This window comes from Ruegeria sp. HU-ET01832 (genome assembly GCF_040371315.1).
In the GTDB taxonomy this organism is placed as follows: domain Bacteria; phylum Pseudomonadota; class Alphaproteobacteria; order Rhodobacterales; family Rhodobacteraceae; genus Ruegeria; species Ruegeria lacuscaerulensis_A.
This window is the reverse complement of sequence record NZ_BAABWL010000005.1, coordinates 82113-106473: the sequence shown is the minus strand read 5'-3', so window position 1 is coordinate 106473 and position 24361 is coordinate 82113. Positions and strand designations below refer to the sequence as shown.

General features: G+C 57.1%; 24 protein-coding genes. 8 read left to right on the top strand and 16 right to left on the bottom strand.

Annotation, left to right across the window (positions count from 1 at the left end; all coding sequences use genetic code 11):
- Positions 1-36: 36 nt before the first annotated feature.
- From ABWV79_RS15595 to ABWV79_RS15580, 4 genes are read right to left on the bottom strand one after another with little or no spacing between them, the layout of a single operon-like run.
- Positions 37-618, bottom strand: coding sequence for a retropepsin-like aspartic protease family protein (locus ABWV79_RS15595; protein ID WP_170352955.1), 582 nt, complete (start codon positions 616-618; stop codon positions 37-39).
- A 41-nt stretch (positions 619-659) separates the two neighbouring features.
- Positions 660-1280, bottom strand: a complete 621-nt coding sequence (locus tag ABWV79_RS15590; RefSeq protein WP_170352956.1) for a MarC family protein — start codon at positions 1278-1280, stop codon at positions 660-662.
- Positions 1277-1669, bottom strand: coding sequence for an ACT domain-containing protein (locus ABWV79_RS15585; protein WP_353393053.1), 393 nt, complete (start codon positions 1667-1669; stop codon positions 1277-1279). The genes ABWV79_RS15590 and ABWV79_RS15585 overlap by 4 nt, the downstream gene beginning before the upstream one ends.
- Positions 1666-3516, bottom strand: coding sequence for an ABC-F family ATP-binding cassette domain-containing protein (locus ABWV79_RS15580; protein ID WP_353393051.1), 1851 nt, complete (start codon positions 3514-3516; stop codon positions 1666-1668). The genes ABWV79_RS15585 and ABWV79_RS15580 overlap by 4 nt, the downstream gene beginning before the upstream one ends.
- A gap of 104 nt (positions 3517-3620) precedes the next feature.
- Between ABWV79_RS15580 and ABWV79_RS15575 the strand changes: the two genes are divergently transcribed.
- Complete coding sequence (locus tag ABWV79_RS15575; RefSeq protein ID WP_353393049.1) at positions 3621-4823, top strand: multidrug effflux MFS transporter; 1203 nt, start codon at positions 3621-3623, stop codon at positions 4821-4823.
- A gap of 102 nt (positions 4824-4925) precedes the next feature.
- Positions 4926-5348, top strand: a complete 423-nt coding sequence (gene ndk / locus ABWV79_RS15570; protein WP_170352964.1) for a nucleoside-diphosphate kinase — start codon at positions 4926-4928, stop codon at positions 5346-5348.
- Between the two features lie 53 nt (positions 5349-5401).
- Here the strand turns inward: ndk and ABWV79_RS15565 are convergent, their stop codons facing one another.
- Positions 5402-5749, bottom strand: a complete 348-nt coding sequence (locus ABWV79_RS15565) for a TfoX/Sxy family protein (protein WP_353393047.1) — start codon at positions 5747-5749, stop codon at positions 5402-5404.
- Positions 5750-5889: 140 nt separating this feature from the next.
- Between ABWV79_RS15565 and ABWV79_RS15560 the strand changes: the two genes are divergently transcribed.
- From ABWV79_RS15560 to ABWV79_RS15550, 3 genes are read left to right on the top strand one after another with little or no spacing between them, the layout of a single operon-like run.
- The gene (locus ABWV79_RS15560) at positions 5890-7398 is read left to right on the top strand and encodes a CHAD domain-containing protein (protein ID WP_353393045.1); all 1509 of its coding nucleotides are present in this window, start codon (positions 5890-5892) and stop codon (positions 7396-7398) included.
- A 3-nt stretch (positions 7399-7401) separates the two neighbouring features.
- A complete protein-coding gene (locus ABWV79_RS15555) occupies positions 7402-8157 on the top strand; it encodes a ParA family protein (RefSeq protein WP_353393043.1) in 756 nt (251 codons plus the stop codon).
- Positions 8154-8621, top strand: a complete 468-nt coding sequence (locus ABWV79_RS15550; RefSeq protein ID WP_170352972.1) for a CYTH domain-containing protein — start codon at positions 8154-8156, stop codon at positions 8619-8621. Before ABWV79_RS15555 ends, ABWV79_RS15550 begins: the two co-directional genes overlap by 4 nt.
- Here the strand turns inward: ABWV79_RS15550 and ABWV79_RS15545 are convergent.
- The 9 genes from ABWV79_RS15545 to ABWV79_RS15505 all read right to left on the bottom strand — a co-directional run bounded on the left by ABWV79_RS15545 (position 8602) and on the right by ABWV79_RS15505 (position 20143).
- Positions 8602-9969, bottom strand: a complete 1368-nt coding sequence (locus ABWV79_RS15545) for a sensor histidine kinase (RefSeq protein ID WP_353393041.1) — start codon at positions 9967-9969, stop codon at positions 8602-8604. The genes ABWV79_RS15550 and ABWV79_RS15545 overlap by 20 nt on opposite strands.
- Positions 9962-10642 carry a response regulator transcription factor gene (locus ABWV79_RS15540; protein ID WP_170352976.1) on the bottom strand — a complete coding sequence of 227 codons (681 nt, stop codon included), beginning with the start codon at positions 10640-10642 and terminating at the stop codon, positions 9962-9964. The genes ABWV79_RS15545 and ABWV79_RS15540 overlap by 8 nt, the downstream gene beginning before the upstream one ends.
- 182 nt (positions 10643-10824) lie before the next feature.
- The gene (locus ABWV79_RS15535) at positions 10825-12261 is read right to left on the bottom strand and encodes a Do family serine endopeptidase (RefSeq protein ID WP_353393039.1); all 1437 of its coding nucleotides are present in this window, start codon (positions 12259-12261) and stop codon (positions 10825-10827) included.
- Between the two features lie 758 nt (positions 12262-13019).
- Positions 13020-13613, bottom strand: coding sequence for a nucleotidyltransferase family protein (locus tag ABWV79_RS15530; RefSeq protein WP_353393037.1), 594 nt, complete (start codon positions 13611-13613; stop codon positions 13020-13022).
- 31 nt (positions 13614-13644) lie between these two features.
- On the bottom strand, positions 13645-16062 hold the full coding sequence (locus tag ABWV79_RS15525; RefSeq protein ID WP_353393035.1) for a GcvT family protein: 2418 nt from the start codon (positions 16060-16062) through the stop codon (positions 13645-13647).
- Positions 16063-16153: 91 nt separating this feature from the next.
- A complete protein-coding gene (locus tag ABWV79_RS15520) occupies positions 16154-17461 on the bottom strand; it encodes an HlyC/CorC family transporter (RefSeq protein ID WP_170352984.1) in 1308 nt (435 codons plus the stop codon).
- A 63-nt stretch (positions 17462-17524) separates the two neighbouring features.
- On the bottom strand, positions 17525-18478 hold the full coding sequence (locus tag ABWV79_RS15515; protein ID WP_353393442.1) for a tyrosine recombinase: 954 nt from the start codon (positions 18476-18478) through the stop codon (positions 17525-17527).
- Between the two features lie 2 nt (positions 18479-18480).
- The gene (locus tag ABWV79_RS15510) at positions 18481-20004 is read right to left on the bottom strand and encodes a hypothetical protein (protein WP_353393033.1); all 1524 of its coding nucleotides are present in this window, start codon (positions 20002-20004) and stop codon (positions 18481-18483) included.
- On the bottom strand, positions 19994-20143 hold the full coding sequence (locus ABWV79_RS15505) for a hypothetical protein (protein WP_170352987.1): 150 nt from the start codon (positions 20141-20143) through the stop codon (positions 19994-19996). The genes ABWV79_RS15510 and ABWV79_RS15505 overlap by 11 nt, the downstream gene beginning before the upstream one ends.
- A 79-nt stretch (positions 20144-20222) precedes the next feature.
- Between ABWV79_RS15505 and ABWV79_RS15500 the strand changes: the two genes are divergently transcribed.
- Together ABWV79_RS15500 and aroB are read left to right on the top strand one after the other, a co-directional pair.
- Entirely contained in the window at positions 20223-20810 is a 588-nt protein-coding gene (locus tag ABWV79_RS15500; protein ID WP_353393031.1) for a shikimate kinase, read from the top strand.
- Positions 20811-21923: a 3-dehydroquinate synthase gene (aroB, locus tag ABWV79_RS15495; protein ID WP_353393029.1), complete on the top strand. Its 1113-nt coding sequence runs from the start codon at positions 20811-20813 to the stop codon at positions 21921-21923.
- Here aroB and ABWV79_RS15490 read toward each other — a convergent pair whose 3' ends face one another.
- Together ABWV79_RS15490 and ssb are read right to left on the bottom strand one after the other, a co-directional pair.
- Positions 21924-22994, bottom strand: a complete 1071-nt coding sequence (locus ABWV79_RS15490) for a site-2 protease family protein (protein WP_353393027.1) — start codon at positions 22992-22994, stop codon at positions 21924-21926.
- Between the two features lie 18 nt (positions 22995-23012).
- Positions 23013-23519, bottom strand: a complete 507-nt coding sequence (ssb, locus tag ABWV79_RS15485) for a single-stranded DNA-binding protein (protein WP_353393025.1) — start codon at positions 23517-23519, stop codon at positions 23013-23015.
- Positions 23520-23726: 207 nt separating this feature from the next.
- Here ssb and ABWV79_RS15480 point away from each other — a divergent pair, with 207 nt between their 5' ends.
- Positions 23727-24305 (top strand): lytic transglycosylase domain-containing protein, encoded by a 579-nt coding sequence (locus tag ABWV79_RS15480; protein ID WP_170353153.1) that lies wholly within the window; start codon positions 23727-23729, stop codon positions 24303-24305.
- Positions 24306-24361: the final 56 nt, after the last annotated feature.

The window sequence follows — 24361 nt, the reverse complement described above, 5'->3', positions numbered from 1 at the left end:
GCATGTTCTTATTTTGTTCTCAATGGGGGATTGAAGTCAGCGAGACAGGATCATGCGCCCATCCGCAAACTGAATGTTCGAGAAAAGATGCAGATAGTCCATGCCCAGCAGCGACTGGAACAGCTCTCCTTCATTTACCCAGGCCGAGACATTGCGGTCTGTAACCGGGCCCAGCGTCAGCGTATCCAGACGCACCGGTGCCGTCCGGACCTCGCCATTCGCCGTTGCGGCGCGGCCGATATAGTTCAACTGATCAGTATCAATGCCCAGACGTTCGGCGTCGCGCTGGGCCAGCACAATCTGGCTGGCTCCTGTATCAACAAGAAAGGTGATCGACTGGCCGTTAACCTCGACCGGCAGATAGTAGTGACCATCATACGCACGGGGGACCTCGATCACCTCGCCGGTTACGGTCATCTGAGGCGAAGGACCAACAGTTGAGCGGATATCTTCCCATAGGCCGACCACGGCGATAACGCCAATGAAAATGAACACCCAGGCCATCGCCTGTTGCAAGGTTTTGTTCAGGGATTGCCGGTTTTGCGAAAAAAACCACGCCACAACAGCCGCGCCAAGCAGGCTCAAATATGCCAAACGTGCAAAGCTGTCGCCGTCCATACCATCATCCTATCCAATTCCATTGAAAGATATATGGGGGGTCAGGACGCAAAACCAAAGGCTTTGAGACCATCCAATATGAACTGAACAGACAGAGCCGCCAGCAGCATTCCCAACAAACGGGTCAGCACGTTCAAACCGGTTTTGCCCAGAATGCGCGCGATCACGCCACCCGACAGGAAAAAAATGAAAACAACGGCCATGACGGCCAGCATGACGATGCAAGCCTCGACGATACCCAGAACGCCGGGGTGCTGCCCGGCCAGCAGGATGATCGTGGCAATCGAGCCCGGCCCCGCGATCAACGGAATGGCCAACGGGAACACGGACGGGTCGGGGTGTTCCTCTTCCTCAGCCCGGTCCTCGCGCCGTTTGGTGCGGCGGTCGAACAGCATGTCCAGCGCGGTCAGGAACAGCAATGCCCCACCAGCGACGCGGAACGCCTCCATCGAGATGCCAACAAAGCCAAGCACCGCCTCGCCAAAGGCAGCAAAGGCGATCAGGATGCAAACGGCGGTCAGGCAGCTACGGATCGCGGTTTTGCGGCGGGTTGCGGCATCCATATCCTGTGTCAGCGCAACGAAGATGGGCGTGGTGCCAAACGGGTCGATCACCACGAACAGGGTGGTGAATGCGGTGACGAAAAAGGCTAGGTCGATCATTCTGTGGCACCGCCCTGAAGTTCTGTCAGGATTGCCACGGCCTTATCGGCCTGATCGCTGGGAACATAAACATGGTCATGGTGATACCCCGCAACCATGTTTGCCGGAATGTCAGCTTGCGCAAGCGCACTTGAGACGGCAGCGGTGAGGCCGACACCTTCAAGCGAGGAATGCACCTGCAGGGTAATGCAGCGCATAGGTACAGCGCCGTTCTGCGCTGCCTCGAATGGAACGATCAGCGAAAGGCCCTCGGCCTCGATACAGCTGGCCAGCGTGCCCCTTGGCCATTCTGCGTCGGGCGGCCAGATAACAAAGGCATATTCACCGGGCTGAAGCGCGGGGCGCATACCGGCAATCATGTCTTTAGTTTCGGTGACTGGGGAAGTCATGACGCTTCGGCTTCCTCCAGACGTTCTGCGGCGGACACCCAAAGGGCTTCGGCTTTTTGCATCGCTTCAACCACCTCAGCGAATTTGCGATTCCAGGTTTCCAGATCGTTGATCCGATCGTCTTCATACAAGGCCGGATCGGCAAGTTTTGCAGACAGCTTTTCATGCATATCCGTCAGCTTCTCAATCCGTTCTTCGCATTTGCGCAGATCGGCGCGAAGGGCCAGCATCGCATCCCGCGAGGGGCGTTTTGGCTTCGCGGCGGCAGGCTTTTCCTTGACCGGCTTGTCGCGGGCCAGCAGCAGGGCACGATAGGCCTCCAAATCGCCCTCGAACGGCTTTACCGACCCGTCCGAGACAAGCCACAGCCGATCCGCAACCAGCGACAGCAGGTGCATGTCGTGGCTGACTAGAACCACCGCGCCGGAATAGGCAGTCAGCGCTTCGACCAGCGCTTCGCGGCTTTCGATGTCCAGGTGGTTGGTCGGCTCGTCCAGGATCAGCATATGCGGCGCGTCGATCGTGGCCAGCAGCAGCGACAGGCGTGCTTTCTGACCGCCCGACAGACGCCCGACCTCTGTATCCGCCTGATCGGCGTTCAGGCCAAACCCGGCCAGACGGGATCGCCATTTGCCCGGTGCCTCATCCGGGCGCAGGCGGCGCAGGTGGTCCAGAGGGGTTTCGTCCACATACAGCTCATCCACCTGATGCTGCGCGAAATAGCCGATGCGCAGCTTGGAACTGCGGGTCATCTTGCCTGCCATCAGGGGCAGGCGGTCGGACAGCAGTTTCGACAGAGTCGATTTGCCCTGACCGTTCTTACCCAGCAGGGCGATGCGGTCATCCTGATCAATGCGCAGGTTCAGACGGCGCAGCACTTCGGTGTCGCCATAGCCTGTAATACCGCCCTCAAGGTGAATGATCGGGGGCGACAATTCCTCGGGCTCGGGGAAGGAAAACGCGCGCAGGGCGGCCTCTTGCGGGGTTGAGACCAGCTGAATGCGCTCGATCATCTTCAGGCGCGACTGGGCCTGCACGGCCTTTGTGGCCTTGGCGCGGAAACGGTCCACGAAGCTTTGCAGATGGGCGATGCGGGCCTTGGCCTTGGCGTTCTCCGATTCCGCCTGCGCAATACGTTCGGCGCGGCGTTCGGCGAACTTGTCATAGGGCACCGCGTAGTAGGTCAGCTTGCGATCTTCCAGATGCAGGATCGACCCCACCGCGCGGTTCAACAGCCCGCGGTCGTGGCTGATGATGATGACCGTGTGAGGGTATTTGGCCAGATAGCTTTCCAGCCACAGCGCGCCTTCAAGGTCCAGATAGTTGGTCGGTTCGTCCAGCAGCAGCAGGTCGGGCTGCGAAAAAAGCACTGCTGCCAGCGCAACCCGCATCCGCCAGCCGCCCGAGAAATCCGAGCAGGGTTTTAGCTGATCCTCATCATCGAACCCCAGACCTTTCAGTATCGAGGCTGCGCGGGCTTCGGCGGACCAGGCGTCGATATCGGCAAGGCGAGTCTGAATCTCGGCAATGCGCGAGGGGTCGGTGGCGCTGTCGGCCTCGGCCATCAGGGAACTACGCTCGGCATCAGCCGCCAGAACGGTGTTGATCAACGAGACATCGGAGGAGGGCACCTCTTGCGCCACACCGCCGATCCGCGCGCGTTTGGGCAGCACGATATTGCCCGATTCCAGCGCCAGTTCCCCTCGGATCAGGCGGAACAGAGTTGTCTTGCCGGTGCCGTTGCGGCCCACAAGCCCAACCTTGTGCCCATCGGGAATGGTTGCACTGGCCCCATCGAACAAAGGGCGGCCTTCGACGGCGTAATTGATGTCTTCGATCCGTAGCATGGGCCGCTCTTAGCAGAGCCGTGATGCCGCCGCCAGCGGCTTGGCATGTTCATCATGCGATCAGTGTGATAGCGCTGACATGTTTGAGTGAACTGGAACCCTCGATGAAGCCCGCGCAGACACCACCGTCGATGATCACACTGGTCCTGCTGACCGGGTTGTCAGTGCTGTCACTGAACATGTTCCTGCCGTCTCTGCCCGCCATAGGCGTATCGCTAGAGGCGGACTATGCGTTGGTGAACCTGTCGGTCGCGGGTTATCTGGCGTTGTCGGCGGTGCTGCAGCTGATCATGGGACCTTTGTCCGACCGCTTCGGGCGCAGGCCGGTTTTGCTGGTCTGCATGGTTATCTTCGTGGTGGCCTCAATCGGCTGTGCGCTGGCAAATTCGATCTGGGTGTTTCTTGGGTTCCGAATGCTGCAGGGCGCGGTGATCGCGGGGCAGGTGCTGGCCCGCGCCGCGATCCGCGACATGCACCCACCGAATGAGGCCGCTGCCAAACTAGGCTATGTCTCGATGGCCATGGCGCTGGCCCCCATGCTGGGGCCGATGCTGGGCGGTCTGCTCGAGATGCTGTTTGGCTGGCGGGCCGGGTTTGTTTTGTATGCTCTGCTGGGCGCAGGTCTGCTGGCGCTGATATGGGTCGATCTGGGCGAGACCAACACAAACACAACGGCCACTTTCGCCGCGCAAATGCGGCTATATCCGCAGCTCTTCAACTCACGCCGCTTCTGGGGTTATTCCTTCTGCGCCGCATTCTCGATTGGAGGGTTCTATGCCTTCATCACCGGCGCGCCTTTGGTTGCAGCCACTTGGTTCGATCTGAACCCCGCGCTGCTGGGGCTGGGGATCGGGATCATCACGCTGGGGTTCATGGCGGGCAGCTATCTGACCGGGCGGCTTGCGGTGCGGGCCCGGCTGAATTCCATGATCCTGACAGGCCGGGTAATAGCGTCGGTCGGGCCATTGATGGGGTTCGTGGTCTTCGCGGCCGAAGGCGGCAGCGTCTGGACGTTTTTCGGATCAGCCATTCTGGTGGGGTTCGGCAACGGGTTGACTGTGGCCAATGCGACTGCCGGGCTGATGTCAGTGCGTCCGCAACTGGCGGGCAGCGCGGCGGGATTGTCGGGCGCGATGACCGTGGCGTTGGGAGCCGTGCTGACCATGGCCACCGGGGCCTTGGTTACTGCCGAGAATGGTCCTTATCTCGTTCTTGGCATGATGTGTCTCAGCAGTTTCGCCGGGCTTCTGTCGATCCTCTATGTTCGCCGGGTCGACCAGTTGGACCCATTGCCGGACACGATCTGAGCGCCACGCCATATAACACTTTTCTTGGACTAAATACCGTGCTAGGCGGCGCGCGATGGATTTCGGCGCACACCACGCGCCACATTGTAAGGAGAGGCCGACATGGCACTGGAACGCACATTCTCGATCATCAAACCCGATGCAACCCGCCGCAACCTGACTGGCAAGATCAACGCCAAGTTTGAAGACGCAGGCCTGCGCATCGTTGCGCAAAAGCGCATCCACATGACCAAAGAGCAAGCTGGCAAGTTCTACGAAGTCCACGCCGAGCGTCCGTTCTATGACGAGCTGTGCGAGTTCATGTCGTCGGCTCCGGTCGTTGTTCAGGTTCTGGAAGGCGAAGGCGCCATTGCCAAGAACCGCGAAGTCATGGGCGCAACCAACCCTGCAGACGCAGCGGCCGGCACCATCCGTGCCGAGTTTGCTGAATCGGTTGGCGAAAACTCGGTCCACGGTTCCGACGCACCTGAGACCGCAGCGGTAGAAATCGCCTATTTCTTCTCGGGCATTGAACTGGTCGGCTAAACTTTAGCCACAGTAGAATTCAGGGCCGCTCCCGTCACCGGGTGCGGCCTTTTTCATTCGGGTTTGAGGTCCGCAGCCGAGACCCGCACGCCGATCGCATCCAGATCAGCGATGATCTGCATCTCAGACGCGGTACTGACCCCGGCCTTGATCGCATCGAACCGTTCGCGCAGCGCCTTCTTCTCCTCGCCTTTGCAGTCGTTCCATGGACGCCCCTGCAGCCCCATCACCAGCACGTAATAGCCGATGAAATGTGGGCGCGAGCCACTGCGCAGCAGGCGGGTATACGCAGCATCCGCACCCAGATCGCGCAACTGCTTTGCCGAATGGATGCCGGCGCGGGCACAGGCCTGTTCGAATGCAGGGCCAAGGTTTCGGATCGAGGAAACAGGATCAGACATAGTCACGTCTTAGCCCGATGCGTCGGCTCTGTCATCGGCAAGTTCGCCAAGCCCTGTGCAGGCGTGAGAAAGGGTTGATTTCGGGGCGGAATCGCCATCTCCTGACAGCGTCTTGTCTCATCGGGCAGGGGTTGTTTGCGATGACGGATACTGACGCTGTTTTCATTTTGGCAGGCGGCTTCGACGCGCGGCGTATTTCGTCACGCCTAAAAGGGTATGTTTTATCGGTCGAAAAAGGGCTTTCGCACCAGCCTTTTCATGTCTTGGATTGTCACGAACAGTCAATCCGAGCCACGGGTCGCGTACTTTTCCAGATATCCGATGAACTGAAATTGGTCGGCGACGGTATGGTCTTGACGCAGAAAGGTCGGGCAGAAGGCTGTTTTCTAAGCGATCTTACTGCTGGCCCCGTTCGCGATGCACTGGGTGATTTTCCGAAACTGCGAGCGTTTATGCGCATCGGATCAGGTGTGATGTCGACCCAAGATTTATCTGTCTTAGACGACCTGCAAAAAACGCAGGTGCGGGGGGTGTTGACAACGTTGACGTCGGAGCGCGGCCAAGCCTGTATTCTGACATTTGGGCGCATGAAAGGCTATGATCGAACATTTCAATTATTGCGTAATAACATAGATTTGGACGTGAATGTTGGACTGGAATCTCTGTGCGTTACCCTCTTTCCAGACGCTGTTTCTTACCGGGCAAAGCCAGAAATAAGACTGGGAAAGACCGAGCCTTCGGTCGAGGTGGCGACTGACCTGATCCATACCTTCCTGACCGTCGCGCGGCAGAATGAGGCGGGGTTGCTTGCGGACATTGATACCGAGTTTCTTCACGACTACCGCGTGTCCCTGCGGCGCGTGCGGTCAGTTCTCAGCCTGTTTAAAGGCGTTTTTTCTGAGCGGCAAACCATCAAGTTGAAACGAACGTTTTCTGATCTTATGGCGCCAACCGGGCGGGTGCGGGATCTGGATGTCTATCTGCTAGATAAGGATAATTATTTCAAACTGTTACCGCCAAGTCTTCATGATGGTGCGGGTATCATGTTTACAATGCTCGAAGACGAGAGAAAGCAGGTACAGGCCGCGTTGTGTAGGCGTTTGCGATCAGCGAAATACAATAAACACGTCAGCGCGACTTTGAAGCTGTTTTCAGATGCATCCAACTTTGAGCCCGGCCCCAACGCGCAGCTCGGCGCTTACGATTACGCCTGTGCGTTGATTTGGAAGCGTTATCGTAAAGTCTGTAAACGCGCGCGCATGATCACTCGGGAAACACCAGATGCTTTGGTTCATGATCTTAGGATTGACTGCAAAAAGTTACGCTACCTGATGGAGTTTTTTGGCCGACTCTTTGACCAAAGTGCTTTCAAAAAAATCCTCAAGCCTCTGAAAAAATTGCAAGATAACCTTGGGTTTTTCAATGACGCTGCGGTTCAGCAAGAGGCGTTAATTGACTTTATCCAGCAGCGGACAAACACCCAGCACCGAGCGGATGCGCAATTGGCGATGGCAGTCGGAGGCCTTATTGCGGTCTTGGATCAAAGGCAAAAAGTCGAGCGCGCGCGTGTGATTGCTAACTTCCAGAACTTCGATAGCCCACAAGTCAGAAACACGTTTCGCAGCCTGTTTCACCAAAAGGAGGATTAGGGCGTGAAAATCATTGCCTGTTACAGCAACAAGGGCGGGGTTGGTAAGACCGCGACGTCAGTTAACCTAGCTTACGCTTTTGCCAAGGACGGGAGCACTGTTCTTTTGTGTGATCTTGATCCGCAGGGGGCATCCAGCTTTTATCTGCGCGTAAAACCGTCCAAAAAGCTGACTGAGGCCACGTTCTTCGAAGACGTTGAGAGGTTTACAAAGTCCATCCGTGCCAGCGACTTCGACGGGCTTGATGTTCTGCCTGCCAACATGACATTTAGGGACTTCGACGTGTTTCTGTCGCGAATGCGCAACAAGCGCTCGCGGTTGAAAAAGGCCTTGGTTGGTGCAGGGAGCGACTACGACGTAATCATACTGGATTGCCCACCGAACTTTTCGACCCTGTCCGAGAACATTTTCAAGGCAGCGGATCAGATCGTCGTGCCCGTTATACCCACAACTTTATCTGAACGAACTTTCGATCAGTTGGTTGGCTTCTTTGAGCAAAAGAAGTTGCCCAGAAAGAAGATAAAGGCTTTCTTTTCGATGGTTCAGCGACGCAAGTCCTTGCACCAAGAAACGATGGAAAGCATGCGCAAACAGTACCGTAAAAGGTTTTTGCGGACCGTAATTCCGTTTGCCGCAGATATTGAACGCATGGGCCAGAACCGCGCACCGATCAGTATCTACGCTCCGCGTAGTCAAGCCTGTGCCGCTTATCAGGCATTGTTCGATGAACTGGAAGATGTATTGGTTTCAAAAAGATGAGCGCCGAGATTGAACGTAAATTCCTGGTGGCGGAACTGCCCGATCTGAGCAGGGCTGAAAGGGCAGTGGTGCGTCAGGGTTATTTGACTGCACCTGATGATTCCACCGAGCTGCGCCTGCGGCAAAAAGGCGACCGCTACTACCTGACGTTAAAGGGCGCCGGGTCATTGGTACGGATCGAACGTGAGGCAGAGATATCGGCAGAGCAATTTGAGACCTTCTGGCCTGAAACTGACGGACGTCGGGTCGAAAAAGAGCGGTACACGGGCCGCATGGAAGATGGTCGGGTGTTCGAGTTGGATATCTTCTTCGGCGATCTAGCCCCGTTGCGCCTGGTCGAGGTGGAATTCCTTTCTGAACCCGAGGCGCTAGCCTATGCGCCTCCGGACTGGTTTGGCGCGGATGTCACGGAAGATAAACGCTACAAGAACAAAATAATGGCGATTAATGGCGTGCCAGTTTGATTGTCGCCTCAAGGCCGGGGTTGCAATTACGCGCAGTGAAGGCACCGCCATGCATATGTGAAATCGCGGCGACAAGGGCCAATCCAAGCCCTGAGTTACGCTCGGTACGGGCAGGATCCAGCGTGACAAATGGCACCTGCAAGCGCGGCAGATCTTCTGGTGGAACTCCGGGGCCGTGGTCACGAACGCTAAGGATGGCGTTAGGGCCATCTTCGCTGACTGTTACAGTTATCGCTGTGTGTTCAGGAGCATATCGCAGGGCGTTCTCGAGCAAGTTGGACAACGCCTGAGACAACAGTGGACGGTGACCCTGTATCGGAGCGACCGACCCCACAACTTCAAGATTTAACCCCTGATCAGCGGCGACCGGTTCATAGAGTTCCACAACATCTCCGACAAGCTGCTGCAGATCGACGGTTTCGAACTGTTCACGACCGACACCGGCTTCGGCGCGTGAAATCTCGGTCAATTGACCCAGCACACGCAAAACATGGTCGATTTCAACGGATGCACGGGCGACATCGATTTCTCTTTCGTGATCCGTTTTGGCGGGGTCCGACAACGCCTCGACCCTTTGTTTGAGACGCGACAGAGGGGAGCGGAGGTCATGAGCAATGGAATTCGAAGTCGTGCGCAGATTGCTAATCAATTCCTCGATACGGTCCAGCATCGTGTTCAGTGTTCCAGCCACCTGATCAAACTCGTCTCCGGTCCCGCGCATTGGCATTCTGCGGGACAAGTCCCCAGAGACTATGTTTTCCGCGGTGCTGGCAATGTCGGACAGGCGCGAAAAGACCAACCTGGTAAACAACCATCCGGTCAAAACACTCAGCGCCAGGGCAATTCCCAGCGCTATTCCAACCGAACGTAACAAAACCCGGTCAAATTGTTGCCGCGCCAACGCGTCTCGACCGACCAAGAGTCGTTCTCCACCAGGTAGGCGGATCGAGGCCGCCGAAATCGGTACCAACTGGTCATTGTCCGCCCGGTGGAGCTCAAGTTCGACCCAACCGCTGCCCGCGGTGATATCGACTGGCCACTGTTTCAGGTTACCAGCAAGTTTCGCACCAAATCGGTCAGTTAGCAGGTAAAGCGCATCTCGTTCTGAGGCCGAGGGCAGGCGGCGCTCAATGGCTGTTAATAATCCGATCAATCCCCGACGTTCGTACTCATCCGCCAAGCCAGTCAATTCTGCAGACACAACCGACCGCGTTTCGCCCTCAATGCTGCGATTTGCTGTTACATAGACCAGCGCAAGCACCGTCGCTGTCAGCAATGTGCTGAGGGCCATACTGGCCAAGACAAGGCGCGTCCTGGAATTGTTGAACGAAAGCCGTATGTTATCCATCAGATATCATGTAACCAGCACCGCGGACGGTTTCAATCAATGGTGTCCGACCGTCCTCATCCAACTGCCTCCGCAGTTTTGAGATATGGACGTCCACAACATTGGTGTTCGGGTCGAAATGATAATCCCACACACCTTCTAGCAACATGGTGCGGGACACCACCCTGTTCTTGCGTCGCAGGAAGTATTCGAGGATCTGAAATTCGCGCGGTGTCAGCGTGATCTCGTGTCCTTCGCGCGTTACTTTGCGGGTCAGCAGATCCATTTCGAGATCGCGACAGGTCAGTGTCGCACTTTCCTCAGATTCCTGTGGTCGCCTTAAAAGTGCTTCAATACGGGCGTGTAACTCTTGGAACGAAAAAGGTTTTACCAGATAGTCATCTGCGCCCGACCGCAGCCCTTTGACCCGCTCATCCACGGCGCTCATTGCGGTGAGCATCAACACCGGGGTCTTCATTCCGGCAGCCCGAAGGGAACGGATCAGAGATAATCCGTCCAGCCCCGGCAGCATTCTGTCCAGCACGATGGCATCGAACCCGCCATCGGTGGCATGGTACAGGCCCTCGCGGCCATCTGCGGCCTGTTCGACCACATAGCCTTCCTCGCCAAAGCCTTTGGCGATGAACTCGCGGGTGTCTGCGTCATCTTCGACGATCAACAGGCGACGGCTCATGATGCGAACTCCTTTCACTTTGAATTTAACCACAGAATGTCGGGTCACGCACTGTGTTTGGAGAAAAACGTGCCGGGTGCGTCGTTGCGCACCCGGCAGTCCCGGCGGAGAGCGGACAAATCAACCCGCCGGGGAGGCGCACGCCAGATATTCCCCATCACGTGGCGCGCGCGGGTGTAAGATCAGGCGATTTCCACCGCAACAAAGATCTGGTTGCCTGCTCGGTTGATCAGAACCAACGCAGGGCCGGTTTTTTCGCTGTCCAGTGCAGCTTTCAACGCATCCGGTGTGGTTGTGTTCTGACTGCCCAGTTTTACGATCACGTCGCCACGTTGCAGTCCGGCTTTGGCGGCTGGACTACCGGCTTCAAGCGCGGTGACCACAACACCGCTGACGTTTTCGCTTAATCCCATCTCGGTGCGGTTGGCATCGGTCAGTGGGGCAACCGTCACACCCAGAGCGGTGCCTTCGATCGCATCGTCTACAGACGTGTCGATGTCGGCCGAGGCGCTTTGATACTGGCCGACGGTCAGCTCAAGCTGCTGTTCCTTGCCGTCACGCAGAACGGTCAGAGTGCTGTCGGTACCAACTTTGGTCGTTCCGACAAGAATTGGCAGGTCGCTGCTGGATTCGACGGGTTCGTCGTTGAACGTCAGAATAACGTCGCCTTGCTTGAGGATACCCTCTGACGGGCTGCCATCAACGACGTCAGACACCAGCGCGCCGGTTGAAGCATCGATACCCATCGCGGCGGCGATTTCGGGGCTTACATTCTGGATCGAGACACCCAACCAGCCGCGGCTAACCTGACCGTCATCGCGCAGATCAGAGGCGATGTGGTCCACGATGTTAGACGTTACTGCAAAGCCCAAGCCCACCGATCCGCCGGTTGGCGAGTAAATGGCCGAGTTCACCCCAATGACCTCTCCATCCATGTTGAACAAAGGTCCACCCGAGTTACCCTTGTTGATCGCGGCATCCGTCTGGATGAATTCGGCGTATGGCCCCTGCGAGATGTTGCGACCCTTGGCCGAAACGATCCCCGTAGTCACGGTCGAGTTGAGCCCAAACGGGTTTCCGATGGCGACAACATCTTCGCCCACACGGATAATATCGCTGTCGCCCAGTTCGACGGCTTGCAGGTCCTCACCCGCGTCGATTTTGAGCACGGCGATATCCGTCAAAGGGTCGGTCCCGATGACTTCGGCCTCGAACGTGCGGTCGTCGCTTAGGCGGACGGTCACAGACTCGGCATTGTCGACGACATGGTGGTTGGTGATAATGTAGCCTGCCTCATCAAGTACAAATCCCGATCCCAGACCCTGTGCCGGACCGCGTTGCGGAGCATCGAAGCCTTCAGGCGCGCCGAAACGTTTGAAAAAGTCCCCGAACGGATGTCCTTCAAAATCAAAGTTCTGTCCCTGGGTCGGGATCTGGCGCGCTTTCTGTTCCGCGACAATGGTCACGACTGACGGCGATACGCTCTCGACCAGATCCGCCAGCGCTTCGTCTGCCTTGGAGGGCAGGGCGGTCGTCGCAAGAAGCGCGGCGCTTAGGGCGCTGACGCCAACCCAACTGGCTGTGCGCGGCATGAGAAGAGAAGATTTTCGGATGCTCATTTTGGTCTCCTGTTTATATCACGCGGATGCGGTCGCGCGTTAAGACAGCAGATGCGGCACCAGTCTGATCATTTCCTTTAACAAAGATTAAGAAATCTTAATTTTGCCACAAATCGGATGTCTTATTCGCCGATCTGAATGGATGGAAGGTGCAAAACGGGACGAATCAAACCAGCGAATCTTCCAAATTGTTTCCCAATGAGGGGCCAGAAAGAGAAAAGTGAAGAATTGAGACAAATTCGTTAACAAATGATGCAAGGGGGTTTTCACATCCCTTAAGATCTCCTTTAGGTTGTGGGTTGTTCTCGTGAAGAGACCACTTAAACGCAAACAACCATGAACAACATAAATCAATTTTCATATAGATCTGATCATATTCGAATTTCCCTGCATTCATCGGGGGTTAATAAACATCTTTAGGTAGATTGCCGATTTCAGAGTTGTTGCGGAAAAACCATTCTGATATGTCGAAAATTAACCGAAATTCCTGTTTTAGCGTTGTTTGCGAGGGGCGGATCGGTGACGATAGGCATGCCCAAGCGAGGGGAAGCTGATGGCACTAGGGGGTGCCAAAAGCTCGTCACTGTTACCAGAAGCGCTCAGCGGCATGTTAACGAGGGGGTCTTGTTTAGGTTCGGCAGCGGAATAGCCAAGGTGCTACAGGCATTTCTGGCTGCGCTTATGGAACGTGTGAAACGTGGTAGTCCCGCTTTGGGTACCGGCCCGGTCTGGAAAGACCGGGCCGTGTTACTTTTGACTTAACGTTGATTGCGCCATCTAGCCCAATCCTCGGGTGTGTCCAAATCCAGTAGCGCATGTTCGCCGGGCAGGGGCAGCAAGAAAACCTTGTCCAAATGGGCACGCACAACGGATTGGGCTCCTTCATCACCGGACAGGGTGTTAAGCTCGGAAAACAGACTTTGGTCAAAAACCACCGGATGACCGGGCTTACCCGAGGCTGTGGCTCCACGCCAAATCAGGTGGTCAGGGTGATCGATCACGGCGGACAAGACTGCGGTTATGTCCTGCGCCGTGATCTCGGGCAAATCGGCCAATAAAACCATGACCGCCGGGACATCGTTTGGGATTTGAGCCAATGCACGGCGTAAACTGGCATTCATCCCTTCCGCGGCATCGACAACCTCGACCCTGTGCAGGTCCAGCCCGTCCAATGCGGCATACCGATCATGTGGCCTTGGGGGCAGCGCGACGAAAACCTTTCCGACATTCATTGCAGTTAGCGCAGATCGGCGTATCAGGGTCATGCCGTCCACCTGTTGTAGCAATTTGTCCTGTCCACGCATGCGCTTGGACTGACCGGCAGCCAGCAAGATAATTGGTATTTTTTTCATGTGCCTAGAATGACGTTCTGGCTGGCTGATGTCATCCCCGCATTCGGGTTCCGTCACCATCAAACAAAGGCGTCGACACCATCCGGGCCTTACGCATTTGACCAAGAATTTCGATCTCGACCTCTGTTCCCTCCGCGATGTGTTCAACAGGAAGGAAACCCAAAGCAACCGATTGTTGCGCATGGTGGGAATACCCACCCGAGGTGCAGAAGCCCACAACCTCACCCTGTAGCCAAATCGGTTCATAAGCATTCACGTCGGCGTCTTCGGCATCAACGATGAAGGAAACCAACCTGCGCGCAGGTTTTTCCGAGCGCTCTAGTTCTGCGGCGGCACGTCCGATGAAGTCATCAGGTTTCGAGAATGAAATGAACCGATCCAACCCGGTTTCACCTGGGGTGTAGTCGGGCGAATATTCCCGCATCCATGACCCAAAGAACTTGTCCAGACGCAGGCTCATCATGGCCCGCATACCGAAAGGGGTCATGCCGAGCGGCTCTCCGGCTTGCCAGAGCGTCCACCAAAGCTGCCGCTGCGCCATCGGATCGCAGTAGATCTCGTAACCCAGATCTCCGGTGTAGCTTACACGTTGCACGATACAGTCAGTCATACCGAAGGTCATTCGGCGGACATCCATGAAACGCAGGTCCGATAGGTCGTCTCGGGTACACGCCGCTAGAACTTCCGTGGCCTTGGGGCCAGCAATCTGAAACCCGTTCAGGCGATCGCTGATGTTTTCGATGTGAACATCGCCTTCCTGGTGCTGCAGGAACCACCGCATATGAAATGCTTGCGCGCCATAGGATGCGGTCAGGCGGAACTCGGTCTCATCCAGGCAAGATACGGTGAAATCCCCGATCAGCTTGCCTTTGGGTGACAGCATCGGCGTCAGTGACAGGCGACCAGGCTGCGGGATACGCCCGGCCATGATCCGATTAAGCCATGTTCGCGCATCAGGGCCGGTGATACGGTATTTGCCGAAGTTGTGGACCTCGTTGATACCCACTGCATTGCGCACCGCATGCACCTCGCGTCCAGTGGCCGCAAATGCGTCAGACCGGCGGAATGAAGGTGTTTCGTATTCGGGCTCACCATCCTGGGCGAAATAGTTTGGAACCTCCAGCCCGTATTGCTGACCCCAGACCGCACCCAGATCGGTGAAGATGTCATACATCGGCGTAGTTCGATTGGGGCGCGCGGCGGGCAGTTCCTCGTTCGGGTAGGAAACGCTAAAGCGTTTCTGATAGTTCTCGATCACCTTGGGGCGAGTATAGCCGGGGCTGATCCAGTCGCCGAACCGGGCCACGTCCATGGCAAAGACATCGCGCTCGGGCTCGCCTTCGATCATCCATTGCGCCAGCGTCAGACCCACGCCACCGCCCTGGCTGAAGCCCGCCATTACACCACAGGCAGACCAGTAGTTGCGCAACCCGGGGACGGGGCCGACCAGAGGGTTCCCGTCCGGCGCAAAGGTGAAAGGCCCGTGGATTACCGACTTCACCCCGGCTTCGGCTAGGACCGGGAAGCGGCGATATGCGAACTCGATACTATCGGTGATCTTGTCATAGTCGTCGGGCAGTAATTCATGCCCGAACTCCCAAGGCGTCCCATTCACGGCCCAAGGCTTGCAGGGTTGTTCATAAAACCCGATACAAAGCCCGCGCCCTTCCTGCCGCAAATAGCTTTCTCCGGCTGGGTCCATCACATGCGGATGCTCTCCGCCCGCATCAATAATAGCTTCTATCTGAGGGATCGTGTCGGTGACCAGATACTGATGCTCCATCGGGTGCAGCGGGAAATAGACGCCCGCCATCGCCCCGACCTCGCGCGCCCATAGGCCGCCTGCATTCACCACGTGCTCCGCGTGAATGATGCCCTTGTCGGTGACCACATCCCAAGTGCCATCCCGCCGTTGCAGGGTTTCGTGCACCATGCAATGGGTTTCAATCGTGGCCCCACCCATGCGCGCAGCCTTGGCATAGGCATGAGTCGTGCCGGATGGGTCCAGATGCCCGTCCAGGGGATCATAAAGCGCGCCTATGATGCCGTCCGTATTGGTAATTGGCGCAATTTTCCTGATTTCATCCGGTCCGACGATCTCGGTTTCCAGCCCCATGAAGCGGTGCTTGGCGCGTTCGGCCAACAACATGTCGAACCGATCCTGATTGTCCGCCAAAGTGATCCCGCCAACATGGTGCAGGCCACAGGACATACCGGTAATCTCTTCCAGTTCTTTGTACAGGCGGATCGTATAGCCCTGCAGCGCGGCCATATTGGTGTCGCCGTTCAACGTGTGAAACCCGCCCGCCGCGTGCCACGTGGACCCGCTGGTAAGTTCCGAGCGCTCCAATAGCATGACGTCGGACCAACCCAGCTTGGTCAGGTGATAAAGGACTGAACAGCCGACGACGCCGCCGCCGATAACTGCCACTTGCGTTGTCGTCTTCACGTCCTCGCCTCCATCCGCATTTACCCGAACCTGCAAGGGCGGGTGCGGGTTTACTGTTCCGTTCCCGACACGAGGTGTCGCGGACTGTTCGTTACAACGGTCGGATTTTGAGCTCGGTGATCCGATTGCCCTCGCGTGCGGTGACCTCGAAACGGAAGCCGTGGAAGGAAAAGACCTGACCTACGATGGGGATCATCTGCGCCTCGTGAATGACAAGACCCGCGACGGTGTTTGCCTCTTCGTCCGGCAGGGACCATTCCATTGCCCGGTTCACGTCACGGATCGTCATCGCACCTTCAACCAGATATTGACCATCATCTGTGCGCGTGACGGGGACATCTTCTTCCAGATCAAACTCGTCCGCGATCTCACCAACGATCTCTTCCAGAATATCCTCGAGCGTGATCAATCCGCGCAGCGAACCATACTCATCCACGACCAGCGCAAAATGGCTGTGCATCCGCAGGAATTCTCGCATCTGATCGTCAAGAGTGGTGGTTTCAGGCACGAAATACGGATCGTTGGCCACCTTCGAGATATCGAAACTCTCCAACTGGTTCGGCTGACTTTCGCGATCCCCGGCGTGGGCATACATGGCACGAAACAGGTCCTTGGCGTGGACGACGCCTACGATGTTCTCGGGTTCGTCCCGAAAGACGGGCAGGCGGGTGTGAGGACTTTTCAGACATTGTTGAAGGATCGCCTCGGGCGCGTCGTCTGCGTCAATCATCTCGATGTTCGAGCGGTGCAGCATGATCTCTTCAACTGCGCGGTCACCCAGATCGAGCGCGCCAAGAATTCGGTCGCGGTCTTCCTTTTCGACCACACCTTCCGAGTGTCCCAGTTGCAATGCACCGGCGATCTCTTCCCGGACAGCCAGAATGTTGCTGTCGGGATCGATCCGAACGCCGAAGAGGCGCAAAACGCCGCGCACCAACAGACGTACTGCTGCCACAACAGGCGAGAATACGGTGACAACGACACTGATAATGGGTGCCACCAAAGATGCCGCTTTTTCCGCGTTTGTGATGGCATAGGTTTTTGGCAGCACCTCGGCAAAAATCAGCACCAGAAGGGTCATCACCAGCGTCGCCAAAGCCACGCCACTTTCCCCGAACAGTTTGGTGAACAAAGCAGTCGCCAAAGATGCCGCCAGGATGTTGACCAGGTTGTTGCCAAGCAGGACCGAGCCGATGAGACGTTCGTTGTCGTCGGTGATATCCAGCGCCTTTTGTGCGCCGCGAGACCCTTTGTCGGCCTGCGCCCGCAACTTACCGCGCGATGAGGCGGTCAATGCTGTTTCAGAACCCGAGAAAAAGCCCGACAGGACAAGCAAAAGCAGAATAGCGCTTGTGGTAAACCAGAATGCGCCGTCGATCATAGAGGGTGAGGGTTCCATTGGTCCTTGTGGGTTGGTGTTGCTTCATTCGTTATGGGGGCGCGGCCCCGGCGGATCAAGGGGTTAGCCTTTGTCCTGCGGCTCTTTGGCAAGCGGGTGATGCTCCAACACCAACTCCGCGAGGCGTTCGTCCAATACATGCGTGTAGATTTCCGTGGTCGCAACATCGGCGTGACCCAGCAATGTCTGGATCGATCGCAGATCGGCCCCGTTTGCCAAAAGATGCGTGGCAAACGCATGACGAAGCGTGTGCGGAGTGACTTTTTCTGGCGACACGCCGCCCTGAACCGCAAGCTCTTTGATCAGGTGAAAGAACATGTGCCTCGTCAGATGACCCGATTTGCCGCGCGAGGGAAACAGGAACCGCGACCTTTGCCCGCCATCGGCCACCAATTGGTCTTCAGCCTCATCGCGCGTTTTCAGCCATAGCGCCAGCGCCTCGCGGGCTGGGGGCGACAGCGGCACCATCCTCTCTTTCCCGCCTTTACCCAGAACCAACAACATTCGTGGGTCACCTCGTGCGGAAGACACCGGCAGCGAGACTAACTCGGTCACGCGCATGCCGGTTGCATAAAGAACTTCCATCAAACAAGTGTTGCGGATGCGGTCGGTTTCGGTGCGACCAGTTTCACGCGCGGCTTGCAGCAAACGGTCAACTTCCGGCACGTCCAGAGTTTTCGGCAGGCGTTTTTGGCGACCCGGTCCTTTTATCTGGATGGCGGGGTTGGTCTCACGCCAGCTTTCCTCGAATGCAAAACGGTAAAGCTGCTTGATCGCGGACAGCCGTCTTGCGCGGGTGGATTGGGACAATCCCTGCGCGTCACAATCGATCAGATAACGTTCGATTCTGTCTCGGTCCGCCTGATCAAAGGTGGTTTTTCGACGCTCTAGCCACGCGGCGAAGTCTTTCAGGTCGCGCCCATAGGCCAGCAATGTATTGGGTGACGCCCCAAGCTCGGCCGCTTGCGCCTGAAGAAAGGTTGAAATCCAAAGGTCGTGCGAGGCCGGGGCTACCATGGTCACGTGCCCTCTAGGATCAAAAGGTTCAGCGCAGCGCGACGGGCCGTGTCTTCAAGACCAACCCTCCGCAGGGTTGCGATGGCGGCTGAAAGGTCCACGAGGTTGCCGCGTGACCCATGTGCGAACAACTCCATCGTCTCAAGGACGGCTTCACCCAGTTGTCCGTCGCTTAGCAAACGGTCGATATCGGCGGGAACGGGTGCGACCCAGGCAAAACCCTGCGCGACAGCATCTGCCAATGGCGATGGAGAGCGCGCGCGCCCGGGATCACCCTGAGCCAAAGCGGCGAGGAATTGGTTCTCTTCCCCTTGGTCAGGAACAGTCAGGGCAGCGGTTTCGTAAAGATCAGACAGCAACAGAATACGCCAGCGCAATTCCTCGGCGGCTGGGTCGGTCAATGTGACTTTTGACAGCCGGTTCGCAAAAAGCTCGGCGAATGGAACTTCAAGCCCCACGCTGCGCATCTGCGCCCACACGGTGGGCAGGGACTGCGCGATCGCGCCGGTTTTGCCGGAGTCCAACGCACTTTCGAAACGTTGAACGGCGGCGACGCGGTCCCAGACCGCTCCGGATGCAGCCGGAGAGCGTTCTGTATATAGCCCAAGCAACTGGTTGGGCGTCAAAGCACCGACGCGAGTCAGTCGTTCGGCTGCTTCGATCTGTGCTTTCCAACCGGCTACATCTCGCAGATCGGCATTGGCAAAGGCGCGCGGCAGCGAAGTCGAGGGCAAGCGCTCGCCAATTGCCTCATACAGTCGGAATGTAAGCGGGTCGGGGCGCTCGGGTTGCGGTAGGTATTCGGCGTCTTCGAACAGCTCGGGGCTGAGGAACCTGTCCAGCAAGGCAAGGTCCATTTCCGGAAGAATCTGCAACGCATGAGCTGCCTCGAGCGTCAGCGCGGCTGAGGTCCAATCGCCACGCCGGGCCTTGCAGAATATCTGTGCCTCGTACTCCTGAGACAAATGCGGTTGCGCGATCAGCGCTGTGCAACTTCTATCTTCGTCTCCGGTCAGAAGGGTGGCATCAAACCAGCGTTGGAACCGGTCGCGGCTGTCCGTCGGACCGGCAAGTTGCACCAGAGACTGCGCGGGATCAGCTGCGCCAAGCTGCATCAACCGGTCCAGCCGCGCCAGCAGCAAGGTCTCTTCGGCATCGGGTCCGGATGGCGCACGAGCTTCGGTAAGCAACAGAGTGAAAAGCAGGCGTTGCATGGCCGGGTTGTATTTGACTGGCACGTGACCGATCAGTTCCGCCAACCGTGCGGGATCGCTGTTTTGCCACACATCCACCGGAAGGCCTGTCACCGACGACGACACCAATCCCAAGGGCTGGGACAACGCTTCAAGCGGAGTGACTTCCACACCCGGTTGCAACCCGGAATCCGATACAGGCGGTTCCAGCAGAACAGTGCCGGGCAGGTTGTCCGGTGGCTGGCTCAACCAGTCGATCACAGATAAAGGTTCCTGCTGCGCCTGTGCCGCACTGGCCAGCAGCATCGCAGCCGCTGCGGCCTTAATCCACATTCAGAATGACCGGCTCGCGCACTTCTTCCTGCGGGGCCGAAAAATCAACGCCAAAGAAAGGACCTAGATACGCGTAGCCCACCAACCCGATAAAACACAGGCAGATCAGATATATCAGAAATTTTATCAGACGGCCCATCGCTCAACATCGCCTCATTTTTCTGTTTTGTCCCAGTTATAGCTGGCATTTTTCTTAAGATCACGTCATTCACGTTGAAATGAGCGAAATTAAGCATAATACCGATGCGAAAGTCCGTGCTCCGGGCCTTCTATTGCACAAAACGGTTGTTCTGGTGGGCATGATGGGGGCGGGAAAGACCGCGGTCGGCCGCGCTTTGGCGGCGCGATTGGCGGTTCCGTTCCTCGACAGTGATGCCGAAATCGAATCGGCGGCCAACATGACCATCCCCGAGATTTTCGAACGCGACGGCGAGCCGTTCTTTCGTGACAAGGAAAGTCAGGTGATCGGGCGGCTTCTGGACGAGGAAAAAGGCATCCTTTCAACGGGCGGGGGGGCGTTCTTGGCCGGGCATAACCGCCAGATGATCACAGAGAGGGGCGTATCGGTCTGGCTCAGGGCCGATCTGAGCGTGCTCTGGAACAGGGTCAAGCACAAGGACACGCGCCCTTTGCTGCGCACCGCAGACCCTTTTGCGACATTGCGTGCCCTCTATGAGGATCGCGTGCCGGTTTATGCGCAAGCGGATCTGACGGTCACGTCGGACGGAGAAATCTCGATAGATAATATGGTGGACCGGGTTGTGGACGCATTGCTGACGCGACCCGATGTTTTGGAACGGACTTAAATGCACCAAACCGTACATGTTGAACTGGGCGAGCGCTCGTATGACGTCGAAATAGGGCCGGATCTGCTGGCGCAATCCGGGACACGGATCGCTTCGCTGCTGCACAGGCCCAAGGTCGCCGTTTTAACCGATGAAAATGTGGCTGCCTTGCATCTGGATGCCCTGCGCGATGGGTTGGCCTCGGCGGGGATCGAGATGTCGGCATTGGCCCTGCCTGCGGGTGAGGCAACCAAAAGCTGGCCTCACTTTGAACGCGCGGTCGAGTGGCTGCTGGCCGAGAAGGTCGAGCGCCGGGATGTTGTCATCGCGTTTGGCGGCGGCGTGATCGGAGACCTTGCGGGCTTTGCCGCAGCCGTTTTGCGGCGCGGTGTCCGGTTTGTGCAAATCCCGACCTCGCTGCTGGCGCAGGTGGACAGTTCGGTCGGCGGCAAGACTGGCATCAACGCGCCACAGGGTAAGAACCTGATCGGGGCGTTCCATCAGCCTTCGCTGGTGTTGGCCGACACCTTGGTTTTGAGCACAATGACGGATCGGGATTTCTTGTCCGGATATGGTGAGGTGGTCAAATACGGGCTGCTGGGTGACGCCGATTTCTTCGAGTGGCTTGAAGAAAGCGGGACCAAGGTCTCGGGTGGTGATATGGCAGCACGTGTGCGTGCAGTGACCCGTTCAGTGCAAATGAAAGCTGATATCGTGGAAAGGGACGAGACCGAGCAGGGCGATCGCGCCTTGCTCAATCTGGGTCACACTTTCTGTCATGCGCTTGAGGCTGCGACTGGGTATTCGGACCGCCTGTTGCATGGAGAAGGCGTGGCCATCGGCTGCGCGCTGGCCTTTGAGCTGTCCTCTCGTCTGGGCCTCTGTTCGCAAGAAGACCCAAGCCGCGTGCGGGCGCATTTGCGCGCGATGGGGATGAAGACCGACTTGGCCGACATTCCCGGAGAGCTTCCGGGGGCCGAGGCATTGGTCAATCTGATGGCGCAGGACAAGAAGGTCATAGACGGCCAGTTGCGATTCATTCTGGCGCGCGGGATTGGTCAGGCTTTCGTTACGTCGGATGTGCCGCGCGACGCCGTGTTGTCGGTGCTTCAGGACGCGCTGGCAACAGCCTGATCAGCGGCTGCGGATCACCATCAACTCGCCGATATTTTCCCGCGTGATATATCCGACCATTGCTCCCGTCTGTGTACAGACCGCAATGGCCGGAGCACCTTTGTGCAGCCCATCCAACACTGCCTCAAGCCCGTCGGTCAGGCGGACTGTTGGAACGTCCGTCTCCATGATTGACGTTGCTGGGTTGGACCGGGGCGTTTCATCAGCAAGCGCGGCAAACAATCGGTTGCGCGTGACAAAGCCGAGTAATTCGCCGACGTCAGACAGTACCGGAAACTCGTGTTGCGTCGTGTGGATGACAGCTTGGGCGGCGGTCGCTAGCGTGTCGTTTGGTGATAGCGCGTGGAACTCGGTAATCATGGCGTCGCGCGCCTGTACCTGCCGCGCGACTGCGCGCATGGTCACATCCTGACTTTCTGCATTGGCGGCAACGAAGACGAACACTGCGATCAAGACCAGTAGCGGATTTCCTGTGCTGAGACCCAGAAAGCCAAACCCCACCGCAACCGCCTGACCAGCTAACGCAGCGACACTTGTGGCTTTGACCCGGTCCATTTTTAGACACAACAAAGCGCGGAACACGCGCCCGCCATCCATTGGAAAGGCGGGGATCATGTTGAACACAGCCAGCAGCAGGTTCACATAGGCCAGACGGTTCATCAGACCCGGCGTCGTGCTGTCAATCTGCGCCATCGTTTCAATCGGCATGTTGGCACCAAGCAAGACCAAAACGATCCAGATCACGATATTCACCGCGGGGCCTGCCAAAGCTACCCAGACCTCTTGCAACGGGTTTTCCGGCATCCGCTCGAGACGCGCCAAACCGCCGATTGGCAACAGAGTGATGTCCGGAGTCTTGATCCCGTACCGCCTTGCCATCAGGGCGTGGCCAAATTCATGAGCGACCACACAGGCAAACAACGCCAACACGAAAATCAGGTTTTCAACGGCCGCCTCGAGGCCTCCGTTGGAGTAGGCGGCGAAACCGACCCAGGCGAGCAGTAGGAAAAAGGTGACATGGACCCTCAATTCCGACCCCAATATCCGGCCGAGTGAGAAGGACCATGTCATGATATGTCTCCGTTTTACTTAGAACGGAATTTCGTCGTCGTCGATTCCGCTGGAGGCCGGGGCAGGAGCGCTGGATGGTGCGCCGTACGGATCACCATAGCCGCCGCCAGCCTGACCGCCGCCGTATCCACCTGACTGGCCACCACCATAGCCGCCGCCACCGCCACCTTCGCCTCGGGCATCAAGCAGGGTCAGTTCGCCCCGGTAAGGACGCAAGACAACTTCGGTCGAGTAGCGATCCTGACCCGATTGGTCCTGCCACTTCCGGGTTTCCAGTTGGCCTTCGATATACACTTTGCTGCCTTTACGCAGATATTGCTCGGCAATCCGTGCCAGAGGCTCCGAGAAAATGGCGACCGAGTGCCACTCGGTACGCTCGCGGCGTTCGCCGGTGTTGCGGTCTTTCCAGGTCTCGGAAGTGGCGATACGCAGGTTACACACTTTGCCACCATTCTGGAATGAGCGCACTTCAGGATCGCGACCGAGATTTCCTACCAGAATGACCTTGTTGACTGAGCCTGCCATATACGTCCCCGTTCTTTATCTAACAGTATGCGTCCGAATCTGACGCCAATTCTCACTGCGACCCTATACGGCCTGCGTCATGGTTAAAACACAGTTGATGGGTATTGAGATAAGCAGGAATTTACCAAGGCTGGATTAACCATGCTTTCATTATTGGCTGAAATACCTATACTCAATTGGGTTCGTGAAAATGCAGGACTGGCGTTAATGCGGTTTTTGGTGAGTGGTTTTTCAGTTCTTTTTCTGGCGTTGGTTTCCGTTTCAGCATCGGCTGACACGTTGTCAACCAAGAGTCGGAAAGACATTTTTCTGAAACAATCCAAGGTTTTGGATACACGCGCCGCGACACAGTACCGAGATTCAGAGCGTCTAAAGCCCAAAAGGCCCAAAGGCCAGTTCAATCAGCGTTATACCGGAAAATACAAAGGTGAATTTGTGTCACTCGCACGGCAAGCTGCGCGAAAGCATAACGTTCCGGAGGATCTGTTCCTACGGCTTGTTCAGCAGGAAAGCGGGTGGAACCCCCAAGCAGTGTCGCACAAAGGCGCGCTGGGGTTGGCCCAACTTATGCCCGGAACAGCACGGTTGTTGGGCGTAAATCCTCACGACCCGAAACAGAATTTGGAAGGCGGTGCGCGCTATCTGTCTTGGCAATACCGCAAGTTTAAATCCTGGCGCCTTGCGTTGGCGGCATATAATGCCGGACCAAAAGCCGTTGAAAAACATGGTGGCGTGCCGCCTTACAAAGAGACGCAGAACTACGTTCGTGTAATCTGGGGAAGTTAACCTTACTTCTCTATCCTAGCCTAGACCGGCATTGCTGCCGGTCCAATTGGGTTTAT

Coding starts and splice junctions, on each gene's coding strand:
- ABWV79_RS15595 (WP_170352955.1), bottom strand. CDS start 618: ATGGACGGCGACAGCTTTGCACGTTTGGCATATTTGAGCCTGCTTGGC.
- ABWV79_RS15590 (WP_170352956.1), bottom strand. CDS start 1,280: ATGATCGACCTAGCCTTTTTCGTCACCGCATTCACCACCCTGTTCGTG.
- ABWV79_RS15585 (WP_353393053.1), bottom strand. CDS start 1,669: ATGACTTCCCCAGTCACCGAAACTAAAGACATGATTGCCGGTATGCGC.
- ABWV79_RS15580 (WP_353393051.1), bottom strand. CDS start 3,516: ATGCTACGGATCGAAGACATCAATTACGCCGTCGAAGGCCGCCCTTTG.
- ABWV79_RS15575 (WP_353393049.1), top strand. CDS start 3,621: ATGAAGCCCGCGCAGACACCACCGTCGATGATCACACTGGTCCTGCTG.
- ndk (WP_170352964.1), top strand. CDS start 4,926: ATGGCACTGGAACGCACATTCTCGATCATCAAACCCGATGCAACCCGC.
- ABWV79_RS15565 (WP_353393047.1), bottom strand. CDS start 5,749: ATGTCTGATCCTGTTTCCTCGATCCGAAACCTTGGCCCTGCATTCGAA.
- ABWV79_RS15560 (WP_353393045.1), top strand. CDS start 5,890: ATGACGGATACTGACGCTGTTTTCATTTTGGCAGGCGGCTTCGACGCG.
- ABWV79_RS15550 (WP_170352972.1), top strand. CDS start 8,154: ATGAGCGCCGAGATTGAACGTAAATTCCTGGTGGCGGAACTGCCCGAT.
- ABWV79_RS15545 (WP_353393041.1), bottom strand. CDS start 9,969: ATGGATAACATACGGCTTTCGTTCAACAATTCCAGGACGCGCCTTGTC.
- ABWV79_RS15540 (WP_170352976.1), bottom strand. CDS start 10,642: ATGAGCCGTCGCCTGTTGATCGTCGAAGATGACGCAGACACCCGCGAG.
- ABWV79_RS15535 (WP_353393039.1), bottom strand. CDS start 12,261: ATGAGCATCCGAAAATCTTCTCTTCTCATGCCGCGCACAGCCAGTTGG.
- ABWV79_RS15530 (WP_353393037.1), bottom strand. CDS start 13,613: ATGAAAAAAATACCAATTATCTTGCTGGCTGCCGGTCAGTCCAAGCGC.
- ABWV79_RS15520 (WP_170352984.1), bottom strand. CDS start 17,461: ATGGAACCCTCACCCTCTATGATCGACGGCGCATTCTGGTTTACCACA.
- ABWV79_RS15515 (WP_353393442.1), bottom strand. CDS start 18,478: ATGGTAGCCCCGGCCTCGCACGACCTTTGGATTTCAACCTTTCTTCAG.
- ABWV79_RS15510 (WP_353393033.1), bottom strand. CDS start 20,004: ATGTGGATTAAGGCCGCAGCGGCTGCGATGCTGCTGGCCAGTGCGGCA.
- ABWV79_RS15505 (WP_170352987.1), bottom strand. CDS start 20,143: ATGGGCCGTCTGATAAAATTTCTGATATATCTGATCTGCCTGTGTTTT.
- ABWV79_RS15500 (WP_353393031.1), top strand. CDS start 20,223: ATGAGCGAAATTAAGCATAATACCGATGCGAAAGTCCGTGCTCCGGGC.
- aroB (WP_353393029.1), top strand. CDS start 20,811: ATGCACCAAACCGTACATGTTGAACTGGGCGAGCGCTCGTATGACGTC.
- ABWV79_RS15490 (WP_353393027.1), bottom strand. CDS start 22,994: ATGACATGGTCCTTCTCACTCGGCCGGATATTGGGGTCGGAATTGAGG.
- ssb (WP_353393025.1), bottom strand. CDS start 23,519: ATGGCAGGCTCAGTCAACAAGGTCATTCTGGTAGGAAATCTCGGTCGC.
- ABWV79_RS15480 (WP_170353153.1), top strand. CDS start 23,727: ATGCGGTTTTTGGTGAGTGGTTTTTCAGTTCTTTTTCTGGCGTTGGTT.